Annotated in this window: 15 protein-coding genes; 9 read left to right on the plus strand and 6 right to left on the minus strand. The window is 73.1% G+C overall.

Translation table 11 applies throughout. The annotated features are described in order from the left end of the window. Position 1: 1 nt before the first annotated feature. Complete coding sequence (locus tag ACFWYM_RS36085; protein WP_384846921.1) at positions 2 to 1000, minus strand: UDP-glucuronic acid decarboxylase family protein; 999 nt, start codon at positions 998 to 1000, stop codon at positions 2 to 4. Positions 1001 to 1146: 146 nt separating this feature from the next. Here ACFWYM_RS36085 and ACFWYM_RS36090 point away from each other — a divergent pair, with 146 nt between their 5' ends. From ACFWYM_RS36090 to ACFWYM_RS36110, 5 genes are all read left to right on the plus strand, one after another. Beyond that, on the plus strand, positions 1147 to 1737 hold the full coding sequence (locus ACFWYM_RS36090; protein ID WP_384846923.1) for a sugar transferase: 591 nt from the start codon (positions 1147 to 1149) through the stop codon (positions 1735 to 1737). 138 nt (positions 1738 to 1875) lie between these two features. Beyond that, positions 1876 to 2598 (plus strand): hypothetical protein, encoded by a 723-nt coding sequence (locus tag ACFWYM_RS36095; RefSeq protein ID WP_384846925.1) that lies wholly within the window; start codon positions 1876 to 1878, stop codon positions 2596 to 2598. Positions 2599 to 2636: 38 nt separating this feature from the next. After that, positions 2637 to 3551, plus strand: a complete 915-nt coding sequence (locus ACFWYM_RS36100) for a glycosyltransferase family 2 protein (protein ID WP_384846927.1) — start codon at positions 2637 to 2639, stop codon at positions 3549 to 3551. Beyond that, positions 3548 to 4885, plus strand: coding sequence for a hypothetical protein (locus ACFWYM_RS36105; protein WP_384846929.1), 1338 nt, complete (start codon positions 3548 to 3550; stop codon positions 4883 to 4885). The genes ACFWYM_RS36100 and ACFWYM_RS36105 overlap by 4 nt, the downstream gene beginning before the upstream one ends. Further along, on the plus strand, positions 4882 to 6447 hold the full coding sequence (locus tag ACFWYM_RS36110) for an oligosaccharide flippase family protein (RefSeq protein ID WP_384846931.1): 1566 nt from the start codon (positions 4882 to 4884) through the stop codon (positions 6445 to 6447). The genes ACFWYM_RS36105 and ACFWYM_RS36110 overlap by 4 nt, the downstream gene beginning before the upstream one ends. Here the strand turns inward: ACFWYM_RS36110 and ACFWYM_RS36115 are convergent. The 4 genes from ACFWYM_RS36115 to ACFWYM_RS36130 all read right to left on the minus strand — a co-directional run bounded on the left by ACFWYM_RS36115 (position 6433) and on the right by ACFWYM_RS36130 (position 10956). Further along, on the minus strand, positions 6433 to 7551 hold the full coding sequence (locus ACFWYM_RS36115) for a glycosyltransferase family 4 protein (RefSeq protein ID WP_384846933.1): 1119 nt from the start codon (positions 7549 to 7551) through the stop codon (positions 6433 to 6435). The genes ACFWYM_RS36110 and ACFWYM_RS36115 overlap by 15 nt on opposite strands. A 369-nt stretch (positions 7552 to 7920) precedes the next feature. Next, positions 7921 to 9093: a glycosyltransferase family 4 protein gene (locus ACFWYM_RS36120; RefSeq protein WP_384846935.1), complete on the minus strand. Its 1173-nt coding sequence runs from the start codon at positions 9091 to 9093 to the stop codon at positions 7921 to 7923. Beyond that, positions 9090 to 9911 (minus strand): WecB/TagA/CpsF family glycosyltransferase, encoded by an 822-nt coding sequence (locus ACFWYM_RS36125; protein ID WP_384846937.1) that lies wholly within the window; start codon positions 9909 to 9911, stop codon positions 9090 to 9092. The genes ACFWYM_RS36120 and ACFWYM_RS36125 overlap by 4 nt, the downstream gene beginning before the upstream one ends. Before the next feature lie 49 nt (positions 9912 to 9960). Next, on the minus strand, positions 9961 to 10956 hold the full coding sequence (locus tag ACFWYM_RS36130) for an NAD-dependent epimerase/dehydratase family protein (protein WP_384846939.1): 996 nt from the start codon (positions 10954 to 10956) through the stop codon (positions 9961 to 9963). Positions 10957 to 11061: 105 nt separating this feature from the next. On the opposite strand from ACFWYM_RS36130, the gene ACFWYM_RS36135 reads away from it, so the two are divergent. Then, positions 11062 to 11832, plus strand: coding sequence for a class I SAM-dependent methyltransferase (locus ACFWYM_RS36135; protein ID WP_384846941.1), 771 nt, complete (start codon positions 11062 to 11064; stop codon positions 11830 to 11832). 23 nt (positions 11833 to 11855) lie between these two features. Here ACFWYM_RS36135 and ACFWYM_RS36140 read toward each other — a convergent pair whose 3' ends face one another. Beyond that, on the minus strand, positions 11856 to 12575 hold the full coding sequence (locus ACFWYM_RS36140) for an FkbM family methyltransferase (protein WP_384846943.1): 720 nt from the start codon (positions 12573 to 12575) through the stop codon (positions 11856 to 11858). A gap of 189 nt (positions 12576 to 12764) precedes the next feature. On the opposite strand from ACFWYM_RS36140, the gene ACFWYM_RS36145 reads away from it, so the two are divergent. The 3 genes from ACFWYM_RS36145 to ACFWYM_RS36155 all read left to right on the plus strand — a co-directional run bounded on the left by ACFWYM_RS36145 (position 12765) and on the right by ACFWYM_RS36155 (position 18057). Then, positions 12765 to 15047 carry a (Fe-S)-binding protein gene (locus tag ACFWYM_RS36145; RefSeq protein ID WP_384846945.1) on the plus strand — a complete coding sequence of 761 codons (2283 nt, stop codon included), beginning with the start codon at positions 12765 to 12767 and terminating at the stop codon, positions 15045 to 15047. A gap of 224 nt (positions 15048 to 15271) precedes the next feature. Further along, complete coding sequence (locus tag ACFWYM_RS36150) at positions 15272 to 16684, plus strand: FG-GAP repeat domain-containing protein (RefSeq protein ID WP_384846947.1); 1413 nt, start codon at positions 15272 to 15274, stop codon at positions 16682 to 16684. Beyond that, a complete protein-coding gene (locus ACFWYM_RS36155) occupies positions 16681 to 18057 on the plus strand; it encodes an FG-GAP repeat domain-containing protein (protein WP_384846949.1) in 1377 nt (458 codons plus the stop codon). The genes ACFWYM_RS36150 and ACFWYM_RS36155 overlap by 4 nt, the downstream gene beginning before the upstream one ends. Positions 18058 to 18219 lie beyond the last annotated feature (162 nt).

Raw genomic sequence — 18219 nt, forward strand, 5'->3', positions numbered from 1 at the left:
CTCAGGACACCGCCATTCCGGCCTCGGGGGCGGCGGGGGCGGGGACCTCGGCGAGGTGGGCGGGGCGTTCGGCGCGCTCCGTGAACCACTCGATGGTCCGCAGCAGCCCGTCGGCGACCGGGACGGCGGGGGTCCAGCCCAGCTCGGCGCCGGCCAGGGCGATGTCCGGGCGGCGCCGCCTGGGGTCGTCCTCGGGCAGCGGCACCAGGACGATCTCCGCGCGGGAGCCGGTGAGTTCGCGGATCCACCCGGCGAGTTCGAGCATCGTCACCTCGTGCGGGTTGCCGAGGTTGACCGGGCCCGCGAGGTCCGCGCCGAGCATCCGCAGCACGCCGTCCACCAGGTCGTCGACGTAGCAGAGCGAGCGGGTCTGGGAGCCGTCGCCGGTCACCGTGAGGGGGGCGCCGTCCAGGGCCTGGCGGATCAGGGTCGGCACGACGCGGCCGTCGCCCGGGCGCATGCGCGGCCCGAAGGTGTTGAAGATCCGCACGATCCCGGCGTCGGTGCCGCGCTGGCGCCGGTAGGCCATGACCATCGCCTCGGCGAACCGCTTCGCCTCGTCGTAGCAGCCGCGCGGGCCGACCGGGTTCACATGGCCCCAGTAGCTCTCCGGCTGCGGGTGCACCAACGGGTCCCCGTACGCCTCGGAGGTCGACGCCAGCACGAACCGGGCGCCCTTCGCGGTCGCCAACTCCAGTGCGTGGCGGGTCCCTTCGGCACCGACCCGGAGCGTGGCGAGCGGGTGGCGCAGATAGTCGGCCGGGGAGGCGGGCGAGGCGAAGTGCAGGACGGCGTCGACGGGCCCCTCCACCTCCAGGCCGTGGATGACGTCGCAGCCCTGGAGCGTGAACCCCGGACGGACCGTCAGATGCGCGATGTTCTCGGGGTTCCCGGTGAGGAAGTTGTCGACGCAGACGACGTGGTCGTACCCGCTCTCCAGCAGTCGCTCGCACAGATGGGAGCCGAGGAATCCGGCACCTCCGGTCACTACGGCCCGCATGCCCGTACCTCTCGCGCTCTGGGGTTCTGGTGCCGTCCGGCCACGCGTGGCGCCCGACCCGGCCCTGCACATCGTGAGAGAGTCCTAGCCTTAAAACGGATCTTTCGTGACAAACCACGCTGATTTCCCACGAAAGGACGCCGCGCATGCTGACCAAGCGGCTCATCGACCTCGCAGGGAGCCTGGTTCTGCTGCTCCTCGCCGCCCTGCCCGCCGCTCTGATCTGCGCCGCGATCGCCCTGACCTCCCCCGGCGGCGTCCTGTTCCGGCAGGCGCGCGCGGGCCGCGACGGACGCCCCTTCCAGATGCTGAAGTTCCGCACGATGCGCGCGGGCGCGGACGCCGAACGGGCGGCGCTCACCGCCCGCAACGAGGCGGACGGCCACCTCTTCAAGCTCCGCCACGACCCCCGGATCACCCCCGTGGGCCGTCTCCTGCGCCGCCTCTCCCTCGACGAACTCCCGCAGCTCGTCAATGTGTTGCGCGGCGAGATGTCCCTGGTGGGCCCCCGCCCGCTGCCGCTCACCGACTCCGGCTACACGGGCCCCGCCCGCGGCCGCCTCGCGGTGCCGCCGGGGCTGACCGGCCTCTGGCAGGTCAGCGGCCGGTCCTCGCTGACCTGGGACGAGATGGTCCGGCTCGACCTGCACTACGTGGCACACCGCTCGCTCCGCCTCGACCTGGCCATCCTCGCCCGCACGGTCCCGGCGGTGCTGACCGCGCGGGGCGCGCACTGACCTCGTACGGCTCCGCGATTCCGTATGCCCCTCGCGCACCGAACCCGTACGGCCCCTCGCACTGAACCCCGTGACACCCCACGTACTGACGCCCCTGCCCGCATCCCTCTCCCCCTCCCCCTCCCCCCGGAGCCCGCCATGCGCCTCAGCGAACGCGCCCGCCTCAAGCTCGACTCCCTGCTGCCCGCCCCGCTCGGCTACCGCCTCGACCTGCTGCGCCCGCTGCGCTTCTACGGCGGACCGATGAACGGCCAAGGGGCGCGCCAGCGCCTGGTGCGCGAGCTGATGCGGGCCGTCGCCTTCGACGAGATCGTCGAGACCGGCACCTACCGGGGCGTCACCACGACCTTCCTCAGCGATGTCTCCGGGCTGCCGGTCCACACCGCCGAGGTGTCGCCGCGCTACGTCCGCTACGCGCGCGTGCGCTGCGCCACCCACCCGTCCGTCACGGTCCACCACCGCGACTCCCGGGACCTGCTGCGCGAACTCGCCGCCCGGCCCGGCGCCCCCACCCTCTTCTGCTACCTGGACGCGCACTGGGGCGAGGACGTCCCGCGCCACGACGAGCTGCGCATCATCCACGCCCGCTGGCCCCGCGCGGTCGTGATGATCGACGACTTCCAGGTGCACGACGACCCCGGCTACGCCTACACCCGGTACGGCGGCGCCCCGCTCAACCTGGACTACCTCCCCGAACTGCCGGGCTGGCGGCCCTTCTACCCGGCCACCCGCGCCGCCGCCGAGACCGGTGACCGGCGCGGCTGTCTGGTCCTCGCGACGGCCGCCCTGGCCCCCGCCGTCGCCGCCCTCGACGGCCTGCGCCCCGCCGGCCGCCACCTGGTCCCCACCCCGGCCACCTGACACCCCGAACCACTCTGCCGCCCCGAGAGAAGACGCCCGTGGAAACACCCGTGAACATCCCCCGCGTCGCCGTCCTGATGACCTGTCACAACCGCCGGGACAGGACGCTCGCGGCCCTCGCGGCCCTGTACCGGCAGCGCGGACTGCCCGCCGGCGCCACCCTCGCCGTCCACCTCGTCGACGCGGGCAGCGGCGACGGCACGGCGGCCGCCGTCGCCGAGCAGTACCCCGACGTGGACGTGATGAGGGTCGGCACGGACGTCTTCTGGGGCGCCGGGATGCGCCTCGCCAGCCGCAACAGCCGCCGCTCCGGACTGCCGCCCTGGACCCACCAGTTGTGGCTCAACGACGACGTCGTCCTCGCCGACGACGCCCTCGCCCACCTCCTCGCCACCGCCCACGCACTGCCCGCCCCCGCGGTCCTGGCCGGGGCGGTGCACGCCACGGACGGCCCCGCCACCACCTACTCCGGCCGCCGCCGCACCCGCCCCCGCTGGCACCCGCGCACCCACGACTTCGCCCTGGTCGAGCCGACCGGCCGCCCCGAGCCCTGCGACACCTGCAACGGCAACGTGGTCCTCGTGCCCCGCCCCGTGCGCGAGCGGCTCGGCGACATCGACCGCCGCTTCCGGCACTCCATGGGCGACTTCGACTACGGCCTGCGGGCGCGCCGGGCCGGGATCCCCGTGTACGTGGCGCCGCGCCACGTCGGCGTCTGCGACACCAACCCGCCGGGCACCGGCTCCCACGCCCCCGGCATCGGCGTGCGCGAGGCACTGCGCCGCGTCACGTCCCAGCGCGAACTCCCGCCCCTGCAGTGGTGGGCGTACTGCCTCCGCCACCTGTGGCCCTGGGCTCCGCTCCTGATGCTGTCCCCGTACGCGCGGACGGCACTCAGAGCCCTGCGCGGACAGCGCTCGGGCCCCCGCGGGAACGAGGCCACCCCCCGATGACCACCGCCACCGCCGCCGCCTCCACCGTCGCCACCACCTCACCCACCACGCTCCTCCTCGCCCTCACCGCCGCGCTCGCCGCCGCCGGGCTGCTCCTCGTGCTCGTCCGCGTCCCGGCGGCCGGGGTCGCGCTGCTCGCCGGGGGCCAGGCGTGGCAGGTCGTCGCGCGCGGCCAGGTGCCCACGCTCGACCTCGGCCTGATCAGCCTCTACCCCCTCGACGTCCTCTCCGCCTGCGCCGCCGTCGCGACCGTGGTGGCGCTGCTCCGCCGCACGACCCGCCCGCACCTCGGGTACGCGGCCCTTGGCGCCCTCGCCCTGCTGATGCTGGCGTCCCTCGTGACCGGCGCCCGCGCCTACGGCCTGGAGCCCGCGGGCAACGACGCGCGCGGCGCCTTCGCGTATCTGCTCGTGGCGGCCGCCTACACCGCGTCCGCCCCGCCGAGCCCCCGCCTCGACACCCAGGTCTGGCGCATCTGGACGCTCCTCGCCTCCCTCTATGCGGCGGTCGCGGTGGTGTGGTGGACCCGGACGGGCATCGGCAGCAGCTCCGACCAGGTCCTGGTGGGCGGCGAGCTGGTGAACGCGCGGCCCGACGACGCGGCCTCCGCACTCGTCGTCGCCCAGGCCGCCGTGGCCCTGCTCTGCGCCCGCCGGACGGGCCCCGGGCACCGCCTGCTGGCCGCGGCGCTCCTCGTGGTCGTGCTGCTGCTCCAGCACCGCACGGTGTGGCTGGCCGCGTTCGTGATGGGCGCGGGCTGGCTGCTGCTGCGCCCCGGCTCCGGGGTGCGCAGGACGGCTTCGCTCGTCGCGGCCGGGCTCACCGGCCTCCTCGGCGTGACCGGGGCGCTGCTCCTGTCCGGCAGCGAACTCACCCAGAACCTGACCACGTCGGCCACCGACGAGGGGACGATGCAGTGGCGCATCGCGGGCTGGCGGCTGCTGCTCGACCGTCTCGACGGGACGGCGGACTGGCTGTTCGGCCTCCCCTTCGGCTCCGGGTACGCACGGTTCGTGGACGGCGGCGTCGTGGAGAGCCAGCCGCACAACTACTTCCTCCATCTCCTGCTGCGCGCGGGCCTGTTGGGCCTGGTGGCCGCCGCGGTGGCGATCGTCGCCGCCCTGCGACGCACGGACCGCCGCACCCCCACGGGGCTCGCCCTGTGGCTGACGACCGCCGGGGTCTGCGTCTTCTGCTGCACGTACGCGCCGACGGTGGAGCAGGGCCTGCTGCTGGGCCTGCTGCTCCGCCACGGCGCGGTGCACGCCGAAGCCCGCACGCAGTCGGCGCCCCCCGCCCTCGTGCGCACGCCGCTCACCCCCACGACCCCATGACGACACGGTCGACACGGTCGACACGGTCGACACGGCCGACGCGGTCGGGGCAGTCGGGGCGTTCCGGGCAGTCGGGACGGTCGGCACTGCGCAACCTCGGCTGGAACTACGGCGGTTCGGCCGCGGCCCTGGTCGTGCAGCTCGGCTACACGGCGGGCACCGCGCGCCTGGTGGCCCCGGACCGCTTCGGCGCGTACGCGGCGGCGCTGAGCGTGATGATTCTGCTGGGCCACATCTCGTACGCCGGTCTGATCACGCCCCTGCTCCGCTGCCCCGCCCTCACCCGCTCACTCCTGCGCACGGCCCGCCGCATCGCAACAGCCGTGGGCCTGCTCTGCTTCGTGTCTGCCCAGGCCGCGGCCCCCGCCGCCGCCCGGCTGCTCGGCATCCCCGACGCGGAGCCGATGCTGCGTCTGCTGAGCGCCCAGTTCCTCACCCATCCCCTGGCGTTCACATCGCTGTGCGGGCTGCGGCGCTGCGGACGGGCCCGCCCCGCGGCGGCGGCCGAGGTGGCGGGACAGGCAGCGGGGGCGGCGACGGGTCTCGCCCTCCTCCTGTGCGGCATCGCGCCCTACGGCATCGCGGCGTCCCTCCCGGTCTCATCGGCCTGCACGGCACTGATCGCCGCACACCGCCTCACCCGCATCCCCCTCCCCGACGGACCCCCGGTCCCCATAAGGGAGTTGATCGGCCCGTCGAGCTTCTTCGCCGGATACGGCCTGATGGACACGGCGATCGCCAACGCACCCCTGTGGTGCGTGTCCGCCGTCTACGGCCCCGCGGCGGTCGGCCACTACTCGCGGGCCCAGCTCCTGACGGGCATCCCGCAGAACATGCTGCTCCAGGGCATCCACCAGACCGCCCTGCCCGCGCTGTCGGAGTCGGCCGAGGACCACCGGCTGCCGCGCCGGACGGTGCACGACTTGCTGTGCACCACGTCGGCGGCCGGTTTCCTGCTCTTCGGGGCGGTCGCGGGGGCGGGGCCGGACGCGCTGCGGCTGCTGCTCGGCCCCGGCTGGGAGTCGGCGGGACCGCTGGTGCCCTGGCTGGCGACGGGTGCGGCGCTGTCGCTGCTCTGCGCGGTGGGCGTCTCGGTGGACCAGGCGGGCCACGCGGAACGCGCCACACTGCGCACCCAACTGGCCTGCATCCTGGGCATGTTGACGTCTCTCGGCATCGCCGCCGCGACGCACAGCCTCACCGCTGTCGCGGGGGCGACGGCGGCGGGCCCGGCGGCGGGCATCTGCGCACAGCTGTGGACATGGCGTGCCCGATCGGCCGTCGCGCTCCCACCGCTGCTGCGGGCGTACGCGGTGCACGCGGCGGCCGGGTGCTGGCTCGGCCTCGCGGCGACGGCGGGCCACAGCGTGACGGGCGGCGGGGGCCCGTTGGGGGCGCTGCTCGGCGCGGTGTGCGCGCTGGTCCCGGCGGGGGCGGCGCTGCTGATGGTGCGCGAACGCCTCCCCGTGTACGGGGTCGTGGCGTCCCGGGGCCTGCTCACCCGCCGTACGGGAAAGAGCCCCCGCCTCACTGCGGCCGCCACCCCCTCACCGGAGGGCTAGCAGCCGCTCCAGCCCGTCGGCGAACCGCTCGCTCATGCCCTCGACCGTGTAGCGCGCGGCATCCTCGACGCACCCGGCCCGCAACCGCTCCACCCGCTCACCGTCCCGCAGCAACTCCACTACAGCAGCAGCGAATTCTCTCTCCCCGCCCCGCACCACCCACGCGTTGCGCCCATGCTCCAAATACTCGAACTCCACACTGTGAAAGGGCCATTCGGCCGTGACGACGGGCGTCCTCAGCGCGAACGAGTCGACCGCGCACAGCCCGACCCGCCCCGGCATGAGCAGCAGCTCGCTCACGGCCCCGAGGAGCGCCTTGTCCTCGGCCCGCGCGACCGGCCCCAGATCAACAACAGCAGACGCACCCCGCACCAGCTCCCGCAGCTCCCCGTCACCCGCCATCAGCAGCCGAAACCCCGGCAGTTGCCGCTCGATGCGCTCAACAGCAGCCACCAGCAGGGGAATCCGCTTGGCGGCGTCAAAGCCCCCGAGGAACAGACAGGTCCGCCCCACCACCAGCCCGTGCCGGGCCCGGAACTCAGCCATCTCCCGCTCCGTGACCCGCTCCCGCGCCCCGGCCACCTCGCCCGTGTCGACGGCGTTGCGCACGACGGTGACGCGCGCGCGAGGAAACCCGTCCCGCACGACGTCCTCACCCCCCGCGTCCGTGTACGCGAAGAACCAGTCGGCGCCCCGGGTCATGCCCCGCTTGGCGGCACGCGCGAGGCGCCCCTGCGCCACGGTGTAGGTCCCCCCGTGCCCGAAGAGCGCCACGGCGGGGCCCCGGCGACGCCCCAGCCACAGATGGTTCTCCAGGTTCCGCAGAGCCTGATCAAGCACCAACACATCGACAGACGAAGCGAGTTCACCCAACTCCCGCCAGAGCAGCTCCCGCCTCCCCACCCGCAACGACCGCTGCCGCAGCACCACGGCGCCCGGCACCGACACGCCATCGGTGCGTCGGGCCTGGGCCCCGGTGGCCTGGCCGTGTGCCACCACGAGATCGACACCGCGCGCCCGCAGGTCAACGGCAAGCTGCCGGTAGAGGGGCACCCGATAGCGAGCCAGATAGGGCTCGACCACGGCGACCCGGGGCCGCGTCACGCCCACCGCCTCAGGGGTGGCCCCTGCGGGGCTCTTTCCCCATCCCCGCCCCTTCCCGAATCCGCCGACTCCGTCGCCCCTGGCGCACCCCTGAGGGCTGCGCCCCCAGACCCCCCATCGGCCTGAACGGCCTCGTCCTCAAACGCCGGACGGGCTGAAAGACACCCCCCGAGGCTGAAAGGGGCCCATTCCCGCGCGGGAAGGCGGGAAGAGGAGACGGCCTGCAGGCGTGATGCTGGGCCTGGTGTGGCGCGCCCCCGTGCGGAAAGGGGAGACGGCCCGCAGACGGGCGACGGCGCAAGGGGTGGGGACGCGGCGGTATGTCCGCCCGCAGTACAGCACCCCACCCAAGCCAGTACTCGTGTACCCCTACCGCGCCCCCGGCTTTTCGAGGACGGACATACCGCCGCGTCCCCGCCCCGACCCTCCGTACAACGCCAGCATCCGCTCCACCCACGTCCGCTCACCGAACTCCTCCTCGTACGTCCGCCGACACCACGCCCGCAGCCCCGAGAACACCCCCGCAGCCCGCACCAGAACCGGCCCGAGCGGCGCATCCCACCCGGTGACCACACCCACCCCCCGCTCCCGCACCACGTCCGCCACCGCCGACCCCTCGAAGGCCAGCACAGGCACCCCCGCCGCCAACGCCTCCACCTGCACCAGCGGCGCACCCTCACGACAGCGGCTCGGAAAGACGAGCCCCCGGGCGCGCGGCAGCAACCGCCGCACCTCCGCACGGCCGAGCTGCCCGTGGAACCGCACGGACGAGGGCGCGACGGCCCGGCAGTCCCCGGCCAGCGGACCGTCGCCCACCACGTCGAGGGGCTCGCCCTCGGGCCAGCGGCGAAGCAGTTCGAGGACACCCTTCTCGGCGGACAGCCGCCCGACGAAGATCCACGGAGCATCAACAGGCGCGGTACGAGCCCAACCCCCGCCGTCCACAACAAAGTTGGGGATGACCGCCAGCCGCCCCGCGCCCACCCCCGCCCGCTCATACGTCTCCCTGGCCGACTCGGACAGCACGACCACCCGGTCCGCCCGCGCGAGCACCGGATCCCCGCCGGCCCCACCCCGCCCCGCCCAGGCCAGCGGCGCCGTGGCGAGCCGCGACCCCCGGTAGCAGCCGTGCCGCAGCCCCGCCCACCGGTCACCATCCGGGCACCGCGTACAGACGGCACCGTCCCGGTAGAGGTCCCCGGCCGCGCACAGGGGCCGGTAGTTGTGGACGGTGGCGACCAGCGGGCCGGGCCACGACGTCACCCAGGAGCGGCTGAAGTTGGGGAAGAGGTTGTGGACGTGGACGACGTCCGGCCCGAACTCCCGTAGCTCAGCAAGGGGGTTGGCACCCCACCCCGTCGCCACCCGCCCGGCCGCACGCAGCGGGTAGAGAGGGTCACGGGACAGTTCGTCCGTGTGCGCCGCGACCAGGTGCACCTCGTGCCCGGCCGTGCTCAGCGCCCCCACCTGGTCACGCACGGCCTCGTTCTCGCCGCTGGGCTGCCCGGAGGCGTAAAAGCTGTGAACCAGCGCGACCTTCATGCCTGCGACTTCGCAGGATGCGGCTTCGCAGGATGCGGCTTCGCCGGATGCGGCACCGGCAGCAGCTTCGGCGGGCTGAGGGCGATCCGCGCCAGGTACTCCGGGTTGTTCCGCAGATACCGCCGCCACAGCCGCCGCGGCTCCTTCGCCAGGCGGTACGTCCACTCGAGCCCCCGCCCCCGCATCCACTCCGGCGCCTGCGGCACGAGCCCCGCGTGGAAGTCGAACGCGGCGCCGACGCCGAGCAGCGCGGGCGCGGTGAGGCGGGGCCGGTGGGAGGCCATCCAGCGCTCCTGTTTCGGCGTGGAGAGGCCGACCCAGACCAGGTCGGCACCGCTGGCGTTGATGCGCGCGACGGCGTCCTCGTCCTCGCCCGCGGTGAGCGGCCGGTACGGCGGGGAGTAGCTGCCGACGACACGCAACCCCCGCATGCGGTAGCGGAGTTGTGAAGAGAGCAGCTCCGCGACCCCGGGCCCGCCGCCATAGAAGTACGAGGACCACCCGCGCTCCGCCGCCCGCCGCAGCGTGGCCAGCATCAGGTCGGGCCCGTAGACCCGGTCCATCCACCACGCCCCGGCCCGGTGCCCGGCCCACACCATGGGCATCCCGTCGGGGACGGTGAGCCCGGAGGCGTTGTGGACGGCGCGGAGTTCGGGGTCGCGGACGGACTCCATGACGCCGTGGACGCCGGTGACGCAGACGTAGCTGCGGACGGCGCCGTCCGACTGCACCCAGCGGGTGATCTCGTCGAGGGCGACGCGGGGCCCGACGGCGCTGACGGCGGTGCCGAGCACATCGACGCGGGGGATGCTCAACATCAGTTCACCTCGGCTCGGTTCAGGTCGGGTCAGGTCGGGTCAGGTCGGGTCAGACCTGGTGGGGGCGGCCGTCGAGCTGGGCCTTCAGCTGGTCGTACACCCAGCGGTAGGTGGGCTCCAGGCCCTCCAGGAGGGAGATCCCGGGCTGCCAGCCGAGCTCCTTGTAGATCCGGGTGTTGTCGCTGTTGCGGCCGCGCACCCCGAGCGGGCCCGGGATATGACGGTGGCTCAGCTCGACCCCGGCGATCTGCTCGACGATGGCGTACAGCTGGTTGATGGAGACGAGCTGGTCGGAGCCGACGTTGAGGGGCTCGGTCACCTCGCTGCGGGCCAGGCGCAGGGTGCCCTCGACGCAGTCGTCGATGTAGGTGAAGGAGCGGGTCTGCTCGCCGTCGCCCCAGATCTCCACCTCGCGCGCGCCGGACAGGACGGCGGCGGCGACCTTGCGGCAGGCGGCGGCGGGTGCCTTCTCGCGGCCGCCGGTCCAGGTCCCGTACGGGCCGTAGACGTTGTGGTAGCGGGCGGCGCGGGCGGCGAGCCCGTAGTCCTCGCGGAAGTGGCGGGCCATGCGCTCGCTGAAGAGCTTCTCCCAGCCGTAGCCGTCCTCGGCCATCGCCGGGTAGGCGTCCTCCTCGCGCAGCGCCGTGACGTCGGCGTCGGTCTGCTTGTCGGCGGCGTAGACGCAGGCGGAGGAGGAGTAGAAGTAGCGGCCGACGCCGCTGTCGCGGGCGGCGAGCAGCATGTGGGTGCTGGAGAGGACGGACAGCATGCAGGCGGCCTTGTGGGACTCGATGAAGCCCATGCCGCCCATGTCGGCGGCGAGGTGGTAGACCTCGCCGGCGCCGCCGTCGAGCACCTGCACGCAGGCGTCGCGGAGGGAGAGGTCGCGGACGGTGTTCACCGCGTCGTCGTGGATCTGGTACCACTCCTCGACCGGCTTGCGGTCGACCGCGCGGACGCTCTTCCCCTCGGCGAGCAGGGCCCGGGTCAGATGCCCTCCGATGAAGCCACCGGCTCCGGTCACCACCGCGTCAATGCCAGCCACGACACGTCTCCTTGCCCGTCAGTGATCCACTCTGATCAATTCGGGCAAAAGATACATTCGCCTACAAATAAGGATGTTGACGCCGCACCGAGCGTTGGAGGCCCCGTGATCCCCACCCGCCTGGCCGAGCACTACGAGGCGAAGTACGCGGCCGAGCGCACCGCTCCCCCGCCGGACCCGTTCCCCCTGGCCGCGCCCCGGCCCACGCACCGCGCGGCCGCCGCCGTCACCGCGCTCGCCCTGCTGCTGCCCGAGGGCGCCGACGTCCTCGAACTCGGCGCGGGCAACGGGGTGGTGGCGGAGAGCCTGCGCGCGGGCGGCGTGCCGTTCCGCAGCTACACCATCGGCGACATCTCGCCGCCGCGCCTGGCCGGACTGCGCCGCACGTTCGGCGACCCGCGCATCCGGTTCGCGCACGCGGACGCCGAGCGGCCGTCGGCGACCGTCCAGGGGCCCTTCGACGCGGTCGTGATGATCGCCCTCATCGAGCACCTCGTCGACCCGCTCGGCGCGATGCGGGACATCCGCTCCCTGCTCAGGCCCGGCGGCTTCGCCTACGTCGACACCCCGAACCTCGCCAAGTGGACCCGCCGCCTCAAGCTCGCCGCGGGCCGCTTCCCGTCCACGGCGAGCACCGACGAGGGCCTCACCACCTACGCCGGGGCCCCCGCCGACCTCTACGACGAGGGCCATCTGCACTACTTCACCCACCGCTCGCTCGGCCTGATGCTCACGCGCCGCTGCGGTTACGCGGAGGCCGCCTTCCACCCGTACTTCGAGAGCCCGCGCTTCCTCGGCGAGCGCCTCGGCACCTTCCTGGCCCGCGCCCGGCCCACGCTGTTCTCGGACGTGGCGTGCGTGGCCCGTACCTCCTGAACTGCTCCCGCATCACTGCCGCATCACTCCCGCATCAGCACCGCGTCGCACTGGTACATCCGCCCCGAGCCCGCGTCCGCGAACCCCGGCAGCAGGTTCATCAGGGCGAAGCCGCGCTCCTCGGCCCAGTCGAGGAGCTCCCGGTAGAGCACCCCGCCCGCGTACAGCGGCACCAGCGACATCTCCAGCTGGAGGCCCGCGCAGTCCGCGACCCGCGCGCCGAGCCCGTCGAGCACCTGCCGCTCGAAGCCCTGCACGTCCAGCTTCAGGAAGACCCGCTCGCCGGGGCGCACCACCTCGTCCCACACCGCGTCGAGCCGCCCCACCTCGACCCGCTCCTGCCGTACGTACGCGCTGTCCGGCGCCGCCCGGGCGTGCCGCTCCAGCATCGGCAGGAGCGAGCTGCTCGCGCCCGCGTTGCCCGCGACGTGCAGGGCCGCCTCGCCGGGCGCCGCGCCGAGGGCGAGCCTGCGGGTGGTCCAGGCGCGGTCGCGGGCGGCGCGGGCGGCGAGGCGGCGGTGGTGCTCGGCGACCGGCTCGAAGGAGACGATCCGCCCCCGGTAGCCGTGCGACCTGAGGCCCGCCCCGTATCCCCCGGTGTGCGCGCCGACGTCGAGCACGACGCCGACCCCGTGCTCCCGCAGCAGGAGGGCGGTGCGGAAGTCGTCGGTCTCCTGGGGATAGCGGCCGACGTCGAGTCCGACACGGCGGGCCGCCCGCCGTACGCGGTGCAGAACTGTCATGGGTCAATGGGGCCACGGCACCACTCAGGGTTGCCTCAGCGACACAGATCACCACGGGCCCGACTACAGTGCGGCGGCGTAAGTGGGTAGTCTCAGACGGACTGCATAAGTTACCGCTTAGTAATCGCGTAGTCGGCTGAGCCAGTCAGTCAGCTACGAAGTCCGCCTCGCAGGCCCGAGGAGCCCTCAATGCAACTCGCCGCGATCATCGTGTCGCTCGTCCTAATCGCGGTCGGCGTCGCGCTGTTCGGCCGTGCCATCCTCCAGATCTGGAACTTCGTACGGCTCGGCCAGCCCGTCCCCGCCGGCACCCGTACCGACGACCCCAAGCAGCGCACCATCACGGTGGTCAAGGAGTTCCTCGGCCACACGCGGATGAACCGCTGGGGCGTCGTCGGCGTCGCGCACTGGTTCGTGGCGGTCGGCTTCCTCACCCTGTTGCTGACGATCGTCAACGCCATCGGCCAGCTCTTCAAGGCCGACTGGCTGCTGCCGGTCATCGGTGACTGGGCCCCGTACAACGTCTACGTCGAGTTCATGGGCACGATGACCGTGCTCGGCATTCTGGCGCTGATCGTCATCCGGCAGCTGAGCCGCCCGGACAAGCCGGGTCGCAAGTCGCGCTTCGCGGGCTCCAACACCGGCCAGGCGTACTTCGTCGAAACGGTCATCCTCATCGTCGGTGTCTGCATCTTCATGCTGCACGCCCTTGAGGGCGCCCAGCACCACGTGGACAGCTACGAGGCGTCGTTCTTCATCTCGTACCCGGTGGTCTCGGCCCTCGACGGCCTGGACGTCTCCACGCTCCAGCAGCTCACGTACTTCTTCGCGGGCCTGAAGATCGCGACCTCCTTCATCTGGATGATCACGGTCGCCCTGAAGACCGACATGGGTGTGGCCTGGCACCGCTTCCTCGCCTTCCCCAACATCTGGTTCAAGCGCGAGGCGGACGGCGACGTGGCGCTCGGCGCGCTGCAGCCGATGACCTCCGGCGGGGAGCCCATCGACTGGGAGGACCCGGCCGAGGACGCCGTCTTCGGTGTCTCCCAGGTCGAGCAGTTCTCCTGGAAGGGCATCCTCGACTTCTCCACCTGCACCGAGTGCGGCCGCTGCCAGTCGCAGTGCCCCGCCTGGAACACGGGCAAGCCGCTCTCCCCGAAGCTGCTCATCATGTCGCTGCGCGACCACGCGCACGCCAAGGCCCCGTACCTGCTCGCCGGTGGCGGCAAGTCCATGGAGGGCGAGGAGAAGGCTTCGGCCGAGCAGCTCGCCGACGTGCCCGCCGCCGCCCTGGCCGAGGCCGAGCGGCCGCTGATCGGCACGCACGAAGAGAACGGCGTCATCGACCCGGACGTGCTCTGGTCCTGCACCACTTGTGGTGCGTGTGTGGAGCAGTGCCCCGTCGACATCGAGCACATCGACCACATCGTCGACATGCGCCGCTACCAGGTGATGATCGAGAGCGCCTTCCCGTCCGAGGCGGGCACGATGCTCAAGAACCTGGAGAAGAAGGGCAACCCCTGGGGCCTGGCGAAGAAGCAGCGCCTGGAGTGGCTCAAGGAGGTCGACTTCGAGATCCCGGTCGTCGGCAAGGACATCGAGGACCTCACCGAGGTCGAGTACCTCTACTGGGTCGGGTGTGCGGGCGCGCTCGAAGACCGCGCGAAGAAGACCACCAAGGCATTCGCGGAGCTCCTCCACATCGCGGGCGTCAAGTTCGCGATCATGGGCGGCGACGAGAAGTGCACCGGTGACTCGGCCCGCCGCCTCGGCAACGAGCCGCTGTTCCAGCAGCTCGGCCAGGAGAACGTCATGGCGCTGAACATGGCGTTCGGCGAGGAGCTCGACGACGACGGCAAGGTCGTCCCCGAGTCGGCGAAGCCGAAGACCGCGAAGAAGATCGTCGCGACCTGCCCGCACTGCCTCAACACCCTCGGCAACGAGTACCCGCAGCTCGGCGGCGACTACGAGGTCATCCACCACACCCAGCTGCTCCAGCACCTGGTGGACGAGGGCAAGTTGATCCCGGTGACCCCGGTCGAGGGCATCATCACCTACCACGACCCGTGCTACCTGGGCCGCCACAACAAGATCTACACGCCCCCGCGCGAGATCATCGGCAAGGTCCCGGGCCTGCGCAACGAGGAGATGCACCGCCACAAGGAGCGCGGCTTCTGCTGTGGCGCCGGTGGCGCGCGGATGTGGATGGAGGAGCGGATCGGCAAGCGCATCAACAACGAACGCGTCGACGAGGCCCTGTCCCTGAACCCCGACATCGTCTCCACCGCCTGCCCGTTCTGCCTCGTCATGCTGACCGACTCGGTCAACGGCAAGAAGAACGATGGCAAGGCGAAGGAGTCCATCCAGGTCGTGGACGTGGCGCAGCTGCTGCTCGACTCCGTGAAGACGCCCGTCGACCCGGCGGGCGAGGAGGAGTCGGCGGACGCGCCGGAGCCGGAGCCGGTGAAGTAGCGCAAGCCGTAAGGCCGAACGGCCGGTGCCGCCCCGAGGAGGGGAGGCACCGGCCGTTCGTCATGCCGGCAGGCACGTCGGCACCTGTGACCCCTGCGTGACCAAAGCGGCATCCCCCCGGGCTTACTCGTGTGCAGGGTGCAGGCGCATCATGTGGGCGTTGTGACGTCTGGTGTGGTCGGGGTGGAGCGGCAATGCGGAGTGCGGGCATACGTGACGGTGGCGTGAGCGGGGACAGACCCGTGGGCCGGGGCCCGGGGCAGGGACCGAGCTCGGGGCCGGGCGGGTACGGGGGGCGGGCACGGCTCGTCTCCGTGGCGGTCGGCTGTGCGGCTCTGCTCACCCTCGCCACCGCCTGTGGCGGCAGCGGCAGTGACGGCGGTTCCGGTGGCGACCGGCACAAGCCCGTCAGCCTCGCCGGCAAGGGTGCCGCGCTCCGGCCCGTCCCGCAGGGCAAGGGCAGCCGCGTCGACGACGACTTCAACGGCGACGGCGCCCGTGATCTCGTACTCGACGACCTGGCGCACCCCGACGGGGGCGACGACGCCGGGATCGGGGTGCTGTACGGCGGGCCGGACGGACTGACGCCCGGGGCGCGGCAGCTGCTGACCGCGCACGCCAACGGGGCCCGCACCAAGGGCCAGCTGCCCGCCGCCTTCGAGTCGGAGGCGTCCTGCGATCTGAACAAGGACGGGTTCACCGACCTCGTCGTCTCCACCGACCCGCCGTACGACGGACAGGGGCAGCCGCCCGTGCCGCTGCAGATCCTCTTCGGGTCGCCGCGCGGGCTCGCCGGCAAGGCCGTCAAGCTCCAGGTCCCGGCGCAGGCCCGGTTCGGCAACGACTGGGCCGACCAGCCCGCCTGCGGGGACTTCGACGGGGACGGCGCGAGCGACCTCGTGGTGCACGCCAGCGGGGCCCGGCTGAGCTTCCTGCGCGGGCCGTTCACGCGCAAGGGCGCCCCGCGCGCCGCCGGAAAGCCGCTGCTCTCGCCGGGCAACGACATCCTGCCGCTGCCCGCCACGGACGTGGACCGGGACGGCTACGACGACATCGTGGTCCGGAAGGCGGGCGGCACCCTCAGCGTCGTCCGCGGCGGGCCGAAGGGGCCCAACCGGACCGGGGTGCTGCTTCCGTCGGGGACCGACGTGGCCTTCGGGCGCTTCGGGAAGGGCAAGGGCACGGACGCCGCCGTCGCCGGGCCGCGCGGCGTCGCCCTCCGGTACGACGTACCGGGCACGGTGCGCGGCACGCTGGAGTCACGCGATGTCGCCGTGGACGCCGGGGACTTCGACGGGGACGGGCTGAGCGAGCTCGTGCTGAGCGGGGCGGGCAGCGGGGACGGGGGCGCCGCCGGGGACGTCCGGGTGCTGCGGGCCCGCGCGTCGGGGCTCGTGGACAACGCCACCGCGCTCGTCGGATCCGGCTCCGCCAAGGGCACCACGCGCGTCCTGAAGGTCGCGGACTTCGACGGGGACAAGAAGGCCGACCTGGTGCTCCAGACGTCGCTGGACTCGGGCGGGGACACGGTGGGCGTCCATCCGGGGGCGGAGTCGGGGACGCTGGTGTCGCGCAAGGCCCGACTCACCTTCTCCACGGCCGAGTTCACCACCATGGAGAAGGGGGCGTCCTCGTGAAGCGGCCGACGGCCGGTGCGAAGTGGCGAGCGCCCGGCGCCGCGCTGTGCTGCGCCGCGCTCCTGTCCGGGTGCGGGCTCCTCACCGCCGGGGAGCCGGACGGCGGCGCCGCACCCGCGCCCTCCGGGACCCGCCCGGCCGCGGGAAAGCCCGCGGAACCCGGGCAGCCCGTCCACCTGAAGGACCTCAACGGCGACGGCTACGACGACTTCGCGGGCCCCCTCACCTCCCGCGAGCACGGCACCTCGCTCGTCGTCGTCTACGGCTCGAAGGCCGGGCTCCACCCCGGCTGGCACACCACCCTGCCGGGCGGCGGCCCCGACTCCGGGTACGGCTCCCCGCTCCGCGCCGACCTCGACGGCGACGGCTTCCCCGACCTCGTCGCCCTGCGGCAGCGGGGCAAGAAGGCCGAGACCGTCGCCCTGCACGGCGGGCGGCGCGGCGTCTCGCAGCCGCGCCGCCTCTCGGTTCCGGACGCCTTCCGGCCGACGGCGGCGGGCGACTTCGACGGCGACGGCCACGCCGACCTCACCGGCGGCAGAACGATCCAGTTCGGCCCCTTCAAGGACGGCAGACCCGCCCGCACGGGCCGCGTCAGCGGTGATCACGGGGCGGCGCAGGGCGGCGTCACCGGCGACTTCGACGGCGACGGGCACACGGACGCGCTGTTCACCTACCCGTACGACGCCGATGACTACGAGCAGAACGACGACCCGCCGGACGGGCCGCCGCAGACCGCCTACTTCCGGGGCGGCCCGCAGGGCCTGACCAGAGACTCCGCCGAGGCGATCGGCTCCGCCATGGGCGGCTACGAGGGCCCTGGCGGTGCCACCGCCGGCGACGTGGACGGCGACGGCATCGACGACCTCGTGGTCTCACCGGGCCCCGGCGACCTGGAACCCGGCAAGCTCACCCTCTTCTACGGCTCCAAGTCCGGCCCCGGCGGCGGCCGTTCGCCCGAGGTCCTCCAGGGGCGCGGCTCCACCTGGGGTTCGGGCACGGAGATCGGCGACGTCAACGGCGACCGCAAGGCCGACCTGCTGACCGGCAGGCCCGGCTTCCACCTCATCGACCCGGACAAGCTGATCCTGCTGCCCGCGTCGGCGAAGGGCGGCTTCGACGTGGCGGCCGGGCAGACCGTGAGCGGGGACGACAAGGAGCTGCCGGACGGCGTGGAGGCGTTCACGTTCGGGGCGCAGGCGCTGCTCGACGCGGACGGCGACGGGCGCCAGGACGTGGTCGCGTTCACGCAGCGGCACGACAAGAAGGACGGGCGGTTCCTGGTGTTCCCGGGCGGGCCGGACGGGCTCGACGTGGGGCGGGTGCGGCACTTCGGCAGCGAGGAACTCGGCGTCCGGCTCGGCCGCCCGTAGGCCGGATCCGGCCTCTCGCAGGTCGGGCCCGGGCTGAGCCGCCCGCAGGTCGGGCCCGGGCTCTGCCTCCCGCGGGTCGGACCCGGGCAGCCATACGTCCAACTCAGCCCCCCATAGGGGGATTTGCCCCGCGCCCCGTTCACCTGGAAGCCAACTTCCCGC

Origin of the sequence: Streptomyces sp. NPDC059009 (assembly GCF_042740175.1) — a bacterium.
Classification (GTDB): domain Bacteria; phylum Actinomycetota; class Actinomycetes; order Streptomycetales; family Streptomycetaceae; genus Streptomyces.

Coding starts and splice junctions, on each gene's coding strand:
- ACFWYM_RS36085 (WP_384846921.1), bottom strand. CDS start 1,000: ATGCGGGCCGTAGTGACCGGAGGTGCCGGATTCCTCGGCTCCCATCTG.
- ACFWYM_RS36090 (WP_384846923.1), top strand. CDS start 1,147: ATGCTGACCAAGCGGCTCATCGACCTCGCAGGGAGCCTGGTTCTGCTG.
- ACFWYM_RS36095 (WP_384846925.1), top strand. CDS start 1,876: ATGCGCCTCAGCGAACGCGCCCGCCTCAAGCTCGACTCCCTGCTGCCC.
- ACFWYM_RS36105 (WP_384846929.1), top strand. CDS start 3,548: ATGACCACCGCCACCGCCGCCGCCTCCACCGTCGCCACCACCTCACCC.
- ACFWYM_RS36110 (WP_384846931.1), top strand. CDS start 4,882: ATGACGACACGGTCGACACGGTCGACACGGTCGACACGGCCGACGCGG.
- ACFWYM_RS36120 (WP_384846935.1), bottom strand. CDS start 9,093: ATGAAGGTCGCGCTGGTTCACAGCTTTTACGCCTCCGGGCAGCCCAGC.
- ACFWYM_RS36125 (WP_384846937.1), bottom strand. CDS start 9,911: ATGTTGAGCATCCCCCGCGTCGATGTGCTCGGCACCGCCGTCAGCGCC.
- ACFWYM_RS36140 (WP_384846943.1), bottom strand. CDS start 12,575: ATGACAGTTCTGCACCGCGTACGGCGGGCGGCCCGCCGTGTCGGACTC.
- ACFWYM_RS36145 (WP_384846945.1), top strand. CDS start 12,765: ATGCAACTCGCCGCGATCATCGTGTCGCTCGTCCTAATCGCGGTCGGC.